The organism is Herminiimonas fonticola (assembly GCF_003293745.1).
Classification (GTDB): Bacteria; Pseudomonadota; Gammaproteobacteria; order Burkholderiales; family Burkholderiaceae_D; genus Oxalicibacterium; species Oxalicibacterium fonticola.
The window spans coordinates 1,039,536-1,054,212 of the sequence record NZ_PTLZ01000001.1 but is presented as its reverse complement, the minus strand read 5'-3'; the positions used below and the strand labels follow the sequence as shown (position 1 = coordinate 1,054,212).

At 51.3% G+C, this 14,677-nt stretch carries 14 protein-coding genes; 2 read left to right on the top strand and 12 right to left on the bottom strand.

The genetic code is table 11. The features are described 5' to 3' along the window. Nucleotides 1-2: 2 nt before the first annotated feature. The 4 genes from mdcA to dctP all read right to left on the bottom strand — a co-directional run bounded on the left by mdcA (nucleotide 3) and on the right by dctP (nucleotide 4,617). Nucleotides 3-1,643 (bottom strand): malonate decarboxylase subunit alpha, encoded by a 1,641-nt coding sequence (gene mdcA / locus Hfont_RS05230; RefSeq protein ID WP_112991220.1) that lies wholly within the window; start codon nucleotides 1,641-1,643, stop codon nucleotides 3-5. Further along, a complete protein-coding gene (locus Hfont_RS05225) occupies nucleotides 1,643-2,989 on the bottom strand; it encodes a TRAP transporter large permease (RefSeq protein WP_112991218.1) in 1,347 nt (448 codons plus the stop codon). The genes mdcA and Hfont_RS05225 overlap by 1 nt, the downstream gene beginning before the upstream one ends. A 1-nt stretch (nucleotide 2,990) precedes the next feature. After that, a complete protein-coding gene (locus tag Hfont_RS05220; RefSeq protein WP_112991217.1) occupies nucleotides 2,991-3,527 on the bottom strand; it encodes a TRAP transporter small permease in 537 nt (178 codons plus the stop codon). A gap of 61 nt (nucleotides 3,528-3,588) precedes the next feature. Continuing rightward, complete coding sequence (gene dctP, locus Hfont_RS05215) at nucleotides 3,589-4,617, bottom strand: TRAP transporter substrate-binding protein DctP (RefSeq protein ID WP_112991216.1); 1,029 nt, start codon at nucleotides 4,615-4,617, stop codon at nucleotides 3,589-3,591. A gap of 301 nt (nucleotides 4,618-4,918) precedes the next feature. On the opposite strand from dctP, the gene Hfont_RS05210 reads away from it, so the two are divergent. Further along, nucleotides 4,919-5,581, top strand: coding sequence for a GntR family transcriptional regulator (locus Hfont_RS05210; protein ID WP_112991214.1), 663 nt, complete (start codon nucleotides 4,919-4,921; stop codon nucleotides 5,579-5,581). A gap of 13 nt (nucleotides 5,582-5,594) precedes the next feature. On the opposite strand, the gene Hfont_RS05205 is transcribed toward Hfont_RS05210, so the two are convergent. Beyond that, on the bottom strand, nucleotides 5,595-6,503 hold the full coding sequence (locus Hfont_RS05205) for a LysR family transcriptional regulator (RefSeq protein ID WP_112991212.1): 909 nt from the start codon (nucleotides 6,501-6,503) through the stop codon (nucleotides 5,595-5,597). A gap of 192 nt (nucleotides 6,504-6,695) precedes the next feature. Between Hfont_RS05205 and Hfont_RS05200 the strand changes: the two genes are divergently transcribed. Continuing rightward, nucleotides 6,696-7,445: a maleate cis-trans isomerase family protein gene (locus Hfont_RS05200; protein ID WP_112991211.1), complete on the top strand. Its 750-nt coding sequence runs from the start codon at nucleotides 6,696-6,698 to the stop codon at nucleotides 7,443-7,445. Between the two features lie 227 nt (nucleotides 7,446-7,672). On the opposite strand, the gene Hfont_RS05195 is transcribed toward Hfont_RS05200, so the two are convergent. The 7 genes from Hfont_RS05195 to Hfont_RS05165 all read right to left on the bottom strand — a co-directional run bounded on the left by Hfont_RS05195 (nucleotide 7,673) and on the right by Hfont_RS05165 (nucleotide 14,673). After that, a complete protein-coding gene (locus Hfont_RS05195; protein ID WP_112991209.1) occupies nucleotides 7,673-8,866 on the bottom strand; it encodes a DesA family fatty acid desaturase in 1,194 nt (397 codons plus the stop codon). Between the two features lie 105 nt (nucleotides 8,867-8,971). Then, entirely contained in the window at nucleotides 8,972-10,327 is a 1,356-nt protein-coding gene (locus tag Hfont_RS05190; protein ID WP_112991208.1) for a mechanosensitive ion channel family protein, read from the bottom strand. A gap of 22 nt (nucleotides 10,328-10,349) precedes the next feature. Continuing rightward, a complete protein-coding gene (locus Hfont_RS05185) occupies nucleotides 10,350-11,612 on the bottom strand; it encodes an RsmB/NOP family class I SAM-dependent RNA methyltransferase (RefSeq protein ID WP_112991206.1) in 1,263 nt (420 codons plus the stop codon). A gap of 84 nt (nucleotides 11,613-11,696) precedes the next feature. Continuing rightward, on the bottom strand, nucleotides 11,697-12,326 hold the full coding sequence (gene purN / locus Hfont_RS05180; protein ID WP_112991721.1) for a phosphoribosylglycinamide formyltransferase: 630 nt from the start codon (nucleotides 12,324-12,326) through the stop codon (nucleotides 11,697-11,699). 165 nt (nucleotides 12,327-12,491) lie between these two features. Further along, nucleotides 12,492-12,890, bottom strand: coding sequence for a barstar family protein (locus tag Hfont_RS05175; protein ID WP_112991204.1), 399 nt, complete (start codon nucleotides 12,888-12,890; stop codon nucleotides 12,492-12,494). Nucleotides 12,891-12,949: 59 nt separating this feature from the next. Next, a complete protein-coding gene (locus tag Hfont_RS05170; protein WP_112991203.1) occupies nucleotides 12,950-13,324 on the bottom strand; it encodes a guanyl-specific ribonuclease in 375 nt (124 codons plus the stop codon). A 122-nt stretch (nucleotides 13,325-13,446) separates the two neighbouring features. After that, the gene (locus Hfont_RS05165) at nucleotides 13,447-14,673 is read right to left on the bottom strand and encodes a patatin-like phospholipase family protein (protein ID WP_112991201.1); all 1,227 of its coding nucleotides are present in this window, start codon (nucleotides 14,671-14,673) and stop codon (nucleotides 13,447-13,449) included. Nucleotides 14,674-14,677: the final 4 nt, after the last annotated feature.

Here is a 14,677-nt window from a genome sequence, read left to right as displayed (position 1 = left end):
CCTTACCAGTTTCTGAAACGCTTGGGCGGCACGTATAAACCACCGGATGCGCGTACCAGGTCTTTCATGTTTTTTGCAGCGAGTAAATCGCGCGTCGCCATGCGCTTGTCTATGCCCATGTCTTCTGCGCGCAGGATGATGCCGCGATCGCGCAGGTTTTCGACCATTTTTTTATCCCGTGCCATACCGACCGGCGTGTAACCGGCCACGCCGCGTATCGCCTGTTCGCGCTCTTCCGGTGTGCGGCACAGGAGCAGATTGGCAATCCCTTCTTCCGTCAGGATGTGCGTGACGTCATCGCCATAAATCATCACCGGCGGAATCGCGAGCTTGGCCTGGTCGGCGAGTTGCCATGCATCCAGTCTTTCCACAAAAGCCGGCTGCATGTGTTCGCGGAAGGTTTCCACGATTTGAACCACCAATTTTTGACCACGCGGCATCACATCCCTGCCTTGACGCGCCTGCTCGCCTGCTTTCAACCACGCAGGACTGGCATGTCGTCTGCCACGCGCATCCGATCCCATATTCGGTGCGCCGCCAAAACCGGAGATGCGACCTAGCGTGGCGGTGGAAGAGTTGCCCTGCAAATCGATTTGTAGTGTCGAGCCTATGAACATATCGCAGGCATACAGTCCGGCCGTTTGCGACATCGCACGATTGCTGCGCATCGAGCCGTCGCGTCCGACAAAAAAGACATCCGGACGCGCTTCGATATAGCGTTCCATCCCCAGCTCGGAGCCGAAGGAATGCACCGACTCGACAAAGCCGGCTTCGATGGCGGGTATCAGTGCCGGATGCGGATTCAATGCCCAGTGGCGTCCGATTTTTCCCTTCAGTCCAAGCGACTCTGCATACGTCGGCAGGATCAATTCAATTGCGGCGGTATCGAACCCGATACCGTGATTGATGCGCTCCACGCCGTATTCGGCATAGATGCCCTTGATCGCCATCATCGCCATCAATACCTGCACTTCGGAAATCAAGGCAGGATCGCGCGTGAACAAGGGTTCTATGTAATGTGGCGTCGGTGCCTGCACGACAAAATCCACCCAGTCGGCAGGTATGTCCACGCGCGGCAAGACATCGACGATTTCATTCACCTGCGCGATGACGATGCCGCTTTTGAAAGCGGTCGCCTCGACGATGGCAGGCGTGTCTTCCGTGTTGGGCCCGGTGTACAGATTGCCATGCCGGTCGGCCGCCTGCGCCGCGATCAGTGCCACGCGCGGGGTCAGGTCGATGAAGTAACGGCCGAACAATTCCAGATAAGTATGAATCGCTCCGATATTGAGCTTGCCGTCTGCAACCAAACGCGCAAGCCGCACTGCCTGCGGTCCAGAGAAAGAAAAATCCAGCTTGGACGCAATGCCTTTGTCAAAAATATCCAGATGTTCAGGCAAGGCGAGAACTGACAACAACATGTGCAAATCATGCACACGTGCCGGATCAAGCGCGCACAAAGCGCCAGCCAAAAAATCAGCCTGCTTCTGATTATTTCCTTCCAAGCAAACGCGATCACCCGGCTCGATCAACGCTTCAAGCAGAGCAACGATTTTGTCGGGGTCAGCGATTCGTCCTGTAATCGTCAGCCCCCGCTCAATTCTCTTCTGTCTATTCTCGGCAAGCAGATTCCATTGTTTCATTACGATCCTACTTTGTTAGGCAAATAAGTGACGATTTCCGGGAACACGGCCAGCAATGCTATGAACGCCATCATGATAAAAATGAAGGGGACAACGCCTCTGAGAATCTCGCGATTTTTGATGTCCGGTGAGATGCCTTTGATGACGAATAGATTTAGTCCGACTGGCGGCGTAATCAATCCGAGCTCCATGTTGACCGTGAGCACAATGCCGAACCAGATAGGGTCGAAACCGTTGGCGATAATTCCCGGCAAAATAACCGGCGTCACCATCAATATGATGGCGACCGGCGGCAAGAAGCAGCCGAGTACCAACAACAAAATGTTGACCCAGAATAGATAGGCCCACTTGGACATTTCCACTGCTGCCAACCACTCTGCCGCACTCTGCGTGATACGCAGATAACTCATCACATAGGTGAATAAAAAGGCCATCGCAATGATCATCATAATCATGCAAGACTCTTTGGCCGTCCCGAGGAAAATTGCGCGCACGTCCATCCAGCGATAGCATTTGTAAACGAGTGCCACCAGTAACATCGCACCGAATGCACCTATGCCGGCGATCTCGGATGGCGTTCCGATGCCACCATACATCGCGTACATGATAACGGCGATCAGGAGTACGAAAGGCAGCAAACGCGGCAACACTTCAAAGCGTTCGCGCCAGCTATAATTTTCGACTATCGGAGCCGCAAACACAGTCTCGTTGCCTGCTGCAATGGCCTCGTTGGCCAGACGTATATCTTTGGAGGCGCGATACACGACATAGGCAGCAAAGAAAAACGCCAGCAACAAACCCGGAATAATGCCGGCCAAAAACAGCTTGCCGATAGACTGCTCTGTGATCAAGCCATAGATGATCAAAGTGATCGATGGTGGAATCAAAATACCCAGCGTGCCACCTGCAGCAATCAATCCGGTTGCCAGCGCATCCGAATAACCGCGCTTGCGCATTTCGGGAATGCCCATGCCACCGATAGCCGCACACGTTGCAGGACTGGATCCGCACAATGCAGCAAAAACCGTACAACCGATCACATTCGCTACGCCAAGTGAACCAGGCATTTTGTGCATCCAGCGATAAGCCGATTCATACAGATCGACTGCTGCCCTAGTCTTGCCTATGGCAGCTCCCATGATGATGAACAAGGGAATCGTCAATAGAGTGAAGTTATCCAGTTCGCCATACAAGGTTTCAGCCAGCAATTCCAGATTCATAGGCGGCATGAAAAAGTACATGAAACCAAGCGCACTGGCACCCAGAGCAAACGCAATCGGCATACCGGAAAATAAAAGTACCAGAGTGACGCCGAGATAAAGCAAACCAAGTTCTAGCGTACCCATGTCAAGCTCCCATCAAATTTTGTTCTTCATGTTTTTTTTGCGGGTCGCGATTAGCTGCCGTTTCGATGATCTGCATGACCATCTGCAGACCCATGGTGCTTAAACCAAACGCCATGAAAAAATATGGTATCCATAAGGCAGGCGCCCACGTCGAGCTGGTAGTCCAGCCCTGTTGATACGCGTTCCATGCGTAATGCCAGGCATTCCGCGCAACAAAAAACACAACAACCAACGATAGGAAATCACCAGCTAAAAGCCGATACCTATTCCATTTTGGTGACATCACTTCGTCCAGCACTTCAATGCCTACATGTCCACGTTCGGCCTGCGTATAGGCAGCAGCAAGAAAAGTCGCAGCGATTAAAAGAAAAACACAAAATTCGATCATCCAGTCATTGGCAATACGCAGGTAGTAGCGAGTCACTACCTCATAAACCAGCGCCAGCGTCGCCGTCACAATAAGCAAGGCGGAAAGTATCGCCATCCAGCGGTTAAAGGCACGCAGCCCCTTACCCATCTGTTGAATAAAATTAGTCATAGAAGATTCCTGAAAAAAATGCCTGCAAATGAAATTGCAGGCATTTTTATTTCAATGATAGTTACTTGACGGCCTGTGCCATTTCGAGCAGTTGCTGGCCGTTCTTCACGTTTTCAGAAAAGGTTTTCCATGCTGTCTGCTTCGCGAGTTCGCGCCATTTTGCAAAAGCGGCATCATCCATATCCACTGCGGTTGCGCCATTTTTGCTGTAGACCTCACCGAGACGCACGTCATCCTTCTTGGACTCTTCCATCGCAAATTTCTCGAGGCTCGCACCGACTTCCATCACGATTTTTTGCTGTGCTGGAGTCAGGCTGTCGTAAGTACTTTTCGCCATCAGCAGCGGTTCAAACATGAACCAGAAAGTATTCTTACGCGCGGTGGTTACCTGCTTTGCAACTTCATACAGACGGAAGCTCAACAGGGATGTGCTTGAAGTCACTGCGGCATCGAGTACACCGGTTTGCATTGCGTTATAGATTTCGGAGGAAGGAACGTTCGTAATCGAACCACCAGCGCCTTTCAGCATCATGTCCATTTCCTTGCTACCGCCGCGGATTTTTACGTCCTTGGCGTCTGTAGGCTGAACAATTGATTTGGTCTTCGATGCAACGCCACCGGCCTGCCATACCCAAGTGATAATCTTGACGCCTTTGGCTTCGATGACATCGTTCAAAGCCTTGCCGATAGGTGCAGTCTTCCAGCGCAAGCCTTGCTCGTAACTAGTCACAAGTGCTGGCATCAAGCCGAGATTGGTTTCAGGAATTTTGCCACCTTCATAGGCTAATGGCAGCACAGTCATATCCAGCGCACCGGTTTGCATTGCTGAAAACTGGCTGGTTGGTTTAACCAGGGAAGCAGATGGATAAATTTCAAACTTCAATTCGCCGTTGGTACGTTTTTCCACATCTTGTGCAAATTTGACTGCGAGGCGATGACGGAAATCGACATCGGCACCGTCACCACCAGGGAATTGATGGGAAATCTTGATGACTTTGGTTGCAGCCATGGATGGAACTGCAAATCCCAGTGCAAACGCACCTATCAGGACCGAAGATAGCGTGGACTTCAAAAGCTTGTTACTGATCATTTTTGTCTCCTGTATAAACTTCTTTTTTAGAATTTATCTACTCCAGGTTGTCAGTTACAAGCGCTTTTCTAGCTGTGCATTCGCATCTGTCCACGCTCGCAGACTGACAATCAATTACACACCACGGTCAATTTGCATATGCAATCGTTGTGCGATTGGGGAACAAATGCCATGTATGCCTTTCCTTTTTATGTATACAAGAATACATTTAAAGAATACACAGTCAAGAATTAAATCCATTTTATAATCGGATTTGTATATTTATTATGCTTTTGACTACCTTTTATAAAAGCACTTGCCCATGAAAAAACGCTCCGAAGTCCTGCGTGAAGCAATCGAAGAAATGATCGCTGTTGGAAAATTGCCGCCCGGCCATCATCTGGATGAAACCGAACTCGCTACAGAATTCGGTGTGTCGCGCACGCCCATACGCGAGGCACTGATACAACTGGATTCGATGGGAATTATCGTGATGCGTCCTCGACGTGGGGCCATCGTGGCTGAAATCAGTCCGCAAAAACTGGTTGAAATGTTTGAAGTGATGTCTGAGGTGGAAGCCATCTGCGCCCGTCTTGCCGCGCGTCGGATGTCGCCTGCAGATCATGCCGAGTTACTGGCGCGTCACCACGCTTGCGAAGAAGCACGCAATGCACCGGATCCGGATGAATATTTTTATCGTGGGGAAGAATTTCACGATTGGATTTACGTTGGTAGTCACAACGACTTTTTGATTGAACAGGCGCGTACCTTGCATCGCAGGTTGCGCCCCTACCGCCGTCTGCAATTACGCGTACGTGGCCGCATCAATAAATCTTTCTCTGAGCACGACGGTGTAGTCAAAGCCATCATCGAAGGCGATGGCGACAAGGCGAGCGAATTATTACGCGACCACATCATGATTCAGGGACAGCGTTTTACCGACCTGATTACCTCGATGTCAAAACGCTCCAATCTCGCCGCCTGATTCCATAATTTCGTCACAGTAAAGCGCGCGCCGCAGCGCTGCTCAGGCTGGAAGCCAACAGACGCACGGGCTGAGCCAGTGCGCGTACATCCCGTACAGCGAGCAACAAGGTACGCTCGGCCCAGGCATCGTCTACGCGTAAAAAATGTATGCCCTGCGCGCGTGCCTGCGTCGGTGTTAAAGCAGGCACGACACCAACTCCCATTCCGGCATGTACCATTCTGCATACGGCATCAAAGCTACGCACCTGCGTCCGCAGCTTCAATGATTTTTGCAGTCGACTGCATTCTGCATGCAGTCTTTCCGTCAAAGAGGTCGCCTCGGCAAGACTGATGAAATCGTAATCAAGCACATCGGAAAGCGTCACTTTCTTGCGCGTAGCCAAAGGATGATCCAGCGGCACCACCAATCCCAGCTTTTGTTTGCGGTACTCAAACGTTGCCACGCCATCCATCGGCGTCGGCGCGGCAAATATTCCAATATCAGTCCGATTTTCGCGCACGCCGGCCACCGTATCTCCACTGTTACGCTCCTCGAGATCGATACGTATTCCTGCATGCGTGCGCAAGAATTCATGCAAATCAAGGGGAAGGAACTGCGTAATTGCAGAGGTATTCGCCCAGATACGAACCTGCCCTCTTACCCCTGACGCGTAGTCCGACATGACGCCAGACATGCGTTCTACATCTTGCAGAATACCCAGTACATGCTGAAAGCAAGCATTGCCGGCATCGGTCAATGTCACGCCAGTTGCATGTCGGTAAAGCAAGGATGTACCGAAGTGAGATTCGAGATCCGAGATGCGTTTGCTGGCTGCGGCCAACGCAAGATTAGCTTGATGCGCGCCGCGCGTGATGCTGCCGGTACGCGCAATGGCGACAAAAAGATTAAGTGTGACTAAATCAAAACGCGCAACATTCAAGGCATTCTCCTTTTAACAGTCGCCAGCAGCAAACATTGTTGCCCATACTATCGCAGCCTTCGTGGTTTACGAAGACTCCTCCTCACGCATGACGAAATGACTTCCGGCGCTCGCAGCCGTATAGTTTTCACCAAGATGGTGGCAATCTCAACGACTAAGCAGTCAACATTACATGTGTGAAAGGTGCTCTTCATGAAAAATTACCGCATTGGACAGATCGTCCCCAGCAGCAACACAACGATGGAAACGGAAATCCCCGCCATATTACGTGCGCGAGAAGATGTCTCTCCAGAACGCTTCACCTTTCATTCCAGCCGCATGCGCATGAAGCGCGTCACCAAGGAAGAACTTGCCGCAATGGATGCCGACTCGGATCGCTGCGCACTGGAACTATCCGATGCACGCGTCGATGTGCTCGGATATGCCTGTCTGGTTGCCATCATGAGCATGGGTCGCGGTTACCACCGCATATCAGAAGAACGACTGCATGGCCGCACGGTGGAAAACAACGCGCCAGCCCCTGTAGTCACCAGCGCCGGAGCATTAGTGCATGGACTGGGGAAAATCGGCGCAAAAAAAATCGCCATCATCACTCCATATATGAAACCACTCACTGACTTGGTGATTGACTATATTGAACATGAAGGCTTTGAAGTCCTGGACAGCATTTCCCTGGAGATCGCCGACAACCTACAAGTAGGAGCGCGAGACCCACATGCACTAATCGAAATATCAAGGAAACTTGCATTGGCAAACTGCGACGCGGTGGTGCTTTCTGCCTGCGTGCAAATGCCATCGCTGGCATCGATACAGCCTGTGCAAGACCGGATAGGCTTGCCAGTATTATCGGCGGCGGTCTGCACCACGTATCAAATGCTGGAAAAACTAGGTTTGAAAACCATTGCGCCAAATGCCGGCGCCCTTTTGTCTGGCAAGTATTGATAAGTAGCAATGACAGTCGCTAGCGCATGCCCACATTTGGGCATGAAATGAATTCTGTTATCTATCAGCGACATAGACCACTTGCCCTACTGTTATCCACAAGCCTGTGCACAAAAACGGGGGATAACTTTCTAACTTATGCACAGTCAAATCAACTCTGATTAAGCTGATTGCAGACATAAAAAAAGCCCGGATAACCGGGCTTTTTTTATTACGACTGCAATGTTTTAAGCATAGCTGCGAAGACGCAGGGAAAAGTCACGCAGCGCGGTAATACCCGACGCTTCAGCGCGTACACACCAATCCTGCAACTGATGCAGCAACTGATCGCGGCTGGCGTGTGAACGCTCCCAGATCGCACCAAGCTCGACACGCATTTCATGCATCGTTTTCAAGGCTTTGCTATGCGTGAACAATTCAGTCAACTGCTCTTTATGCGGCGCTTCCAGCTTGGCTGGTTCACGGTGCAACAGTTTTTTGGCTGATTTCAAGAAGCTCGATTCCAGCTTGGCCTTTTCCTTCAGATGTTCAACTTCATCGTGCCATGCGAGCTTCAAGGATTTTGCATATTTCGCTGTCACATCGTAGCGATTCGAGATCACCGATTGCAGTGTGTTGAAGTCCATATGCAATTTGCCATGTTCGAACTTCGGTTCAGGCGCCACTTTTTTAACGGTAGCCAGACCCACTGTTTCCAGTATGCGGATATACATCCAGCCGATATCGAACTCATACCATTTCGATGACAGCTTGGCTGAAGTACCGAAGGTGTGATGATTGTTGTGCAGTTCTTCGCCACCGATGATGATACCGATAGGGAAAATATTGGTCGCTGCATCGCTGCATTCGAAATTGCGATAACCCCAGTAGTGGCCGATACCGTTGATGATGCCGGCAGCAGTAATTGGAATCCAGGCCATTTGTAATGCCCATACCGATACACCGATCACGCCGAACAGCATGAAATTGATGATCAGCATCAACACGATACCGGTCGCGCTACGGCCAGTATAAATATTGCGTTCGAGCCAGTCGTCGGGCGTGCCGTAACCGTACTTTTCCATCGTTTCCATGTTCTTTGCTTCGGCACGATACAACTCGGCGCCTTCAAAAAACACTTTCTTGATGCCGCGCGTTACCGGGCTGTGCGGATCTTCTTCAGTTTCACATTTGGCGTGATGTTTGCGGTGAATCGCAACCCATTCCTTGGTAACCATGCCAGATGTCAGCCACAGCCAGAAACGGAAGAAATGACTAGGAATCGGATGCAGGTCCAGTCCACGATGTGTTGCGCAACGATGCAGATAGATCGTCACGCCAGCGATCGTGATGTGCGTCACGGCAAGTGCATAGAAAAACACTTCCCAGCCGCTTGCGCGAGTCAGGCCGTTGGACAGGAAATCAAGTACTGCATCTAACATCGTTGTGGCTCCATTGTGAATGGCATAGATAGGGATGACTTATATGGTGTCCCTTCGCACAAAAACGAGGGGCAACTGAAAATTTCGAGAAGGATTGTACCCTTTTTACGGACGAGAATCAGGCTCGGCAGGGCTTTGTGACGAATTTAAACGCTCTTTTATCGAGATATATTGCTCATCCATCAATCTTATTTCGCGCTGAGGGAAAGGAACATTGATTTTATGCTCTTGAAATGAACGCCAGATTGCACGATTGACATTGGAAAGCACACCACCCCGACCTTCCGGATCGTTGACCCAGAAACCCAGTTGCAACTCAATCCCATCCGCACCGAATGCGACCAGCGTCGCTCCGGGCCCGCGATCAGGCCCTGTCCGTACTCGCTCCACACTCAGCGCAGCTTCTTCCAGCAAACGTAGCGCCAAATCGATATCGGTTCTGTAATCCACCGTAATGCGTGCCGTCAGTTGCACAACACTATCGGTCAGCGAAAAATTCTGTACTACGCTGGAGACGAACATTTCATTCGGCACCACCGTGTCGGTGCCATCGCCACCACGCAACACCGTGTAACGCGTATTAATCTGTGACACGCGTCCGGAAAATTTATCGACAATTACCGTATCACCGATTGCGAGGCTGCGTTCCAGCAAGATCACGAAACCGGAAACATAGCTGCTGGCAATTTTCTGCAAGCCCAAACCCAGGCCCACACCCAGCGCGCCGCCAAAAACCGACAGCACCGTCAAATCAATCCCTACCATCGACAGACTGACCAGCAAGGCAATCAAAATCAGAATCGCACGACTCATGCGCGACAACACCGCACGCATCGATGAATGCATGGTATCGAGCTTCATCAAGCGTTCTTCCAACAGCGCCGATGCCCACAAGGCAAGAATCAGAGTGACACCTACCGATAACACAGCCTGCAGCATCGTCATGATGGAGACTTTATGACGACCCAAAGGAAGCACCGTATCGTCAAGAAACGCGATGAGGTCAGGTAGCAAACCGGTGATATGCATAGCCACCACAACCCAGACCAGCAAGGCAAAACTTTTTTCAAACAGTAAAACAAAACTACCGACTCGACCGCCTCGTACAAAGATTCTACGCATCACATAGAAGGCCAGACGGATCAAGGCAAACGATCCCACCAGCGGTATCGCCAGACGCAAGAGATGCACACCTTCCCAGCGCGCCAATATCGGCTTGACCATCACGATCAACAGCAAGGTCAGCAAAGGCCATAACACGCGCGTAAAACTTTCCACTCCCAATCGACGTATCGCGGTTTTCTCTGCTTCACGCGCAGCAATCACGCCACGCACGGCACGCGCCAAACCCCAGCCCGCCGCCACACAAAGTACGAGCGCAATGATTTGCCAACGCAAGCCGGGAAGTCCCAGATCAGTCGACAAATCAGTCCAAATCGTTGAAAGCAAATTCTGGCTCATGTTTTACGATTACATATTGGTTTTACGTTCTAGCCTTGCGTTCCAGCACCGCAGCAAAAAATCCATCTGTGTGATGCAAGGAAGGAGACAATTTCAGATATTTTTCCATATTCAAAGTGATCTTTTGTTCAGCCAATACATCACTCATAGGAACCAGAACAAAATCGTCGTGTGTCGCAATGAACTGCTCGACTATCGCTTCATTTTCTTCATCCAGAATACTGCAGGTCGCATAAACCAGACGACCGCCCGTTTTTACCAGACGTGCTGCACCAGCCAGAATAGATGCCTGCTTTTCATTCAACTCAACCAGCGATTGCGGCGTCTGACGCCATTTGACATCCGGATTACGACGCAAGGTACCCAGACCGCTGCACGGTGCATCGACCAACACGCGATCGATCTTGCCGGCCAGGCGTTTTACCTTGGAATCGTTTTCATGCGCAATCTGTACCGGATGGACATTCGATAATCCGCTACGTGCCAGGCGCGGCTTCAATTTTGCCAAGCGCTTTTCAGAAATATCGAACGCGTACAAGCGACCGGTATTGCGCATCGTCGCTCCAAGAGCCAGGGTCTTGCCGCCTGCACCTGCGCAAAAGTCGACGACCATTTCACCGCGCTTCGCACCAACGATTTGCGACAGCAATTGGCTACCCTCATCCTGTACTTCAATCGCACCACTCTTGAACAAGGGCAGATTTTGCAAGGCTGGTTTCTTGATGATGCGAATCCCGAGCGGAGCAAATGGCGTGGCCTCGCACAGAATCGGCGCTTCAGCCAATTCCTTGACGACATCCTCACGCGTAGCCTTGATCGTGTTGACACGCAGATCCAGCGGCGCGGGCTGATTCATTGCGTGTGCCAGTTCCAGCGTGGCGGCTTCGCCATCGCGTGCTACCAGCTTGTCGAACAACCACTCAGGCAAATTCGCGCGCAACAAGGACGGCAACAAAGTGCGATCGATTTGCATCACGTGATTCAGCCATTCTGTTTCTTCTTCGGTCAAACCGGCGAGCGCATCAACGCCAACTGCATCCGCCAGGCCGAGCAAGGTCATGCGGCGCATGGTAGGGCCATTGCCCGATTCTGCAAAACTTGTATAGACAGCTTTATTGCGCAGCAAACCATAAACCGCTTCGGCAACGACGCCGCGTTCACGCGAACCGAGCCGTGGATGATCGCGGAAATAGCGCGACAAGGTACCGTCAGCCGGGCCGGTAAAGCGCAAAATCTCACGCAATACTTCTTCCGTGTTGTTAATGATCGCGGGAGGCAATCTCATAAAAATTCCTTCATAAAATATTCTTGCAGATGATTCTGCTTAGCTAAACTTCTTAAGCAAGCTGTTAATTTAGTAAGCCAGCGGTTAGTGAGCCGGTGGCTCGACTTTGTCTGTTGCGATGCAAGCAATGCCATCAATGAGCGACAAGCGCCCTTCGATAAAGCTGCGGATTGCTTGCGGATAAATGAGGTGTTCCTGTTCCAGCACGCGGGCGGCCAGAGTGTCTTCCGTATCGTCCGCCAACACCGGCACTGTCGCTTGCGCCACGATAGGACCATGATCGAGATCCGCAGTAACAAAATGCACGGTTGCGCCATGAATTTTCACCCCGGCTGCCAAGGCTTGTCTGTGCGTCGCCAAACCGATGAAACTAGGCAGCAAGGAAGGATGAATATTCAACATCCGGCCGGCGTAATGGCCAACGAAGCGCGCAGTCAGTACTCGCATGAATCCGGCCAGTACCAACAGATCGGGCGCAAACTCATCGATCCTGCTTTGCAGCGCAGCGTCAAACGCTTCCCGCGTTGCATAGTCTTTGTGCGGCACGACAATCGCAGGAATGCCCTCTTCAGTCGCAAACCGCAAACCGCTGGCGTCAGTCCGATTGCTGATGACAGCAGCTATCTTCACCGGCCATTTTTCATTTTGCGCGGCCCGGATGATGGCTTGCATATTGCTGCCACGTCCGGAAATCAAAATGACGATTGTTCTCATGGCGCGCATTGTACCGTACCGCGGACATGCCTGATTCCATCCATCAACGACAAACGCAAACAAAAGGCCCTAAACACAGAGAGTGAATAGAGTTAAATCGTGGCAAACAGAGGAGATGGAACAGGCAGATCAGCCGCCCATTAGAGCGACCGAATCAGGGAGAAATTACTGAAAAGAGTAAAACACGCGGAATGCGATTTTTTTATCGGCCCAGAAATCGGCCGCGTCGCGGAACACGTCTAACAGGGTTTCGCGCGCTTCCTTGTCGAACTTTGCTGTATTTGGCAATTGTTCGAGCACCACCAGAAAACCTGGCTGCGGCCCGGCTTTATGCGCAAGACTGGTCAGGCAATCGGACAAGGCATCGAAATTCTTGCCGAAATGCCGAGGAAACTGGAATGCTTCCGCAATGGCGGCGAGTACCTGTTGTTTGGTCGTGGCATGCGCGCAATGTGCGTACAGAAAGTGCTGCCCAAGCTGTGCAGCCTCCGCTTGCAGATCAGCCACGCGGAAAGCCCGGATCGATTGCACTACATTTGACGGCACGGTTTTAAACAAACTCATTTATCCCTCATCTCCAGCAATTTATTATTAACGTCAAACTCAAGCTCAATCGCTCAGCTTCAATCGATAACCCGCTTGAAGCTTCTATAGTGATCGGCGGTGTAATAATATTCGCGCGGATTGCTTTTCTCTCCGCCGGTAATCATCCTTCTTGCGCCACGATTGCGGGCATACGGCGTTTTCACGGTGAATTCGCGATAATACCCGCGCTTTTTCTGCGGCAAAAGCTTTTCGTAGTTTCCAAATACAGAACCATCTTTCTCATACGGGAAAGGGCCGCCCTGACGAATTAATGCGATGGTTTGCCGTGCCTCAGGTGGTAAATCCCTGGCTTGTATGGTGCCAAGCGCGCCGGAATCGAAGGCAAAAGCATTGTAAGAAAGTAATAATGTAGCGAAAAACAGGAAAAAACGTGTGATTAATTTAACTTTCACCAAGATTCCTTCATAAATACGATCAATTCAAGGCGCAAAGCTGACATATCTGTCACCCCGACAACATGAGAGTAACGTGTTGCGCTAATGGAATCAACCCGTAAACCTTTGCTAGACGCTGACTACATGGCGTTGCTGCCGGTGTTTCCCGGCCCTGCAATTCCAATTTCATCCTCCGTCTGACTTGCAAAGAAGGCCAGAATTTCGCTTTTATGCGCGATGGCATCCTTTCGACCCAGGGCAATCAACTCACCGGTGTAGCTTTTTTCAAACAAAAGGTAGGACGCCAGCGCCGCGCCGCGTACCTCAGTTGCTCCTATGCCCGCCAGCAACATGCGTACCGGACGCGGTAAACTGCTGATATTGCGGCTGGCGATCGTGTCCAATCGTTCTGAAGGCGCGATGGTCAGCATTTCAACCGGGCGCAACGGCGTCTTGGTCTTTTGCTCATCAGTCAGCAAAGACAAAGTGTGATTGATGCGATTCAGGCGTTCGATATCGCCAGCGATACTATCGAGAAAGATACTGGACATCGCATGTCCGGCGATCTGCGCCAGACTTGGGTATTGCGCATTGATCGAGGAATCAATGGCTGGTTCAAGCAAACGTCCGGCACCAATCACCAATACTTTGTCGGCGCCCAAATGAATGGCCGGTGAAATCGGCGCCATCTGCCGCATCGAACCGTCGCCAAAATATTCGCGGCGACCTTCGCAATAAATCGGTGTCGCCGGAAAAATCAAGGGTATCGCCGATGACGCCAGCAAATGTTCCACACCTATCTGGCTGCGAATCGCCACGCGCTGCGTACGCACCCACGGTGCAATATCGATTTCACTTTGATAAAAGGTGATGTGCTTGCCGGCTGTGTAAGAAGACGCTGTCACCGCCAGTGCATGCAATTTGCCATCCATCAGTGCGGCATCCAGGCGCGGCAGATTCAGCATGCGATTCAACAGGCTGACGAGTGGTGTATTGTCGAGTAAAGAGTTGGGTGGATTTGCTCTCCATTGACGCATCAACCAACCGAAGGACAACAGCGACAACCATCGCGCACCCGAGCGCAGCACACCTAACGAATCGGCTCTATACACTTGTTCGGCGGTGAAATTTTCCCAAACGTTGACGACCTTGTTCAGGCCAGCAGTAAAGTCGTCGGCATGACATGCCAACGCAGTCGCGTTGATTGCACCGGCGGAAGTACCGCAAATGATGTCGTATGGATTGCGTTCCGGAGCCCAGCCAGCTTGCAGCAGTATCTGCGATACGGCTTGCAGCACACCGACCTGGTAAGCCGCCCGGGCGCCGCCCCCTGTCAGTACCAAACCGGTTTTCTTTTGATTTTGCATAAAC

Excerpts from the sequence above, each read along its gene's own strand:
- Hfont_RS05200 (WP_112991211.1), top strand. The coding sequence starts at position 6,696 with ATGAAAAATTACCGCATTGGACAGATCGTCCCCAGCAGCAACACAACG.
- Hfont_RS05220 (WP_112991217.1), bottom strand. The coding sequence starts at position 3,527 with ATGACTAATTTTATTCAACAGATGGGTAAGGGGCTGCGTGCCTTTAAC.
- Hfont_RS05195 (WP_112991209.1), bottom strand. The coding sequence starts at position 8,866 with ATGTTAGATGCAGTACTTGATTTCCTGTCCAACGGCCTGACTCGCGCA.
- Hfont_RS05175 (WP_112991204.1), bottom strand. The coding sequence starts at position 12,890 with ATGAGTTTGTTTAAAACCGTGCCGTCAAATGTAGTGCAATCGATCCGG.
- Hfont_RS05165 (WP_112991201.1), bottom strand. The coding sequence starts at position 14,673 with ATGCAAAATCAAAAGAAAACCGGTTTGGTACTGACAGGGGGCGGCGCC.
- mdcA (WP_112991220.1), bottom strand. The coding sequence starts at position 1,643 with ATGAAACAATGGAATCTGCTTGCCGAGAATAGACAGAAGAGAATTGAG.
- dctP (WP_112991216.1), bottom strand. The coding sequence starts at position 4,617 with ATGATCAGTAACAAGCTTTTGAAGTCCACGCTATCTTCGGTCCTGATA.
- Hfont_RS05210 (WP_112991214.1), top strand. The coding sequence starts at position 4,919 with ATGAAAAAACGCTCCGAAGTCCTGCGTGAAGCAATCGAAGAAATGATC.
- Hfont_RS05190 (WP_112991208.1), bottom strand. The coding sequence starts at position 10,327 with ATGAGCCAGAATTTGCTTTCAACGATTTGGACTGATTTGTCGACTGAT.
- purN (WP_112991721.1), bottom strand. The coding sequence starts at position 12,326 with ATGAGAACAATCGTCATTTTGATTTCCGGACGTGGCAGCAATATGCAA.
- Hfont_RS05225 (WP_112991218.1), bottom strand. The coding sequence starts at position 2,989 with ATGGGTACGCTAGAACTTGGTTTGCTTTATCTCGGCGTCACTCTGGTA.
- Hfont_RS05185 (WP_112991206.1), bottom strand. The coding sequence starts at position 11,612 with ATGAGATTGCCTCCCGCGATCATTAACAACACGGAAGAAGTATTGCGT.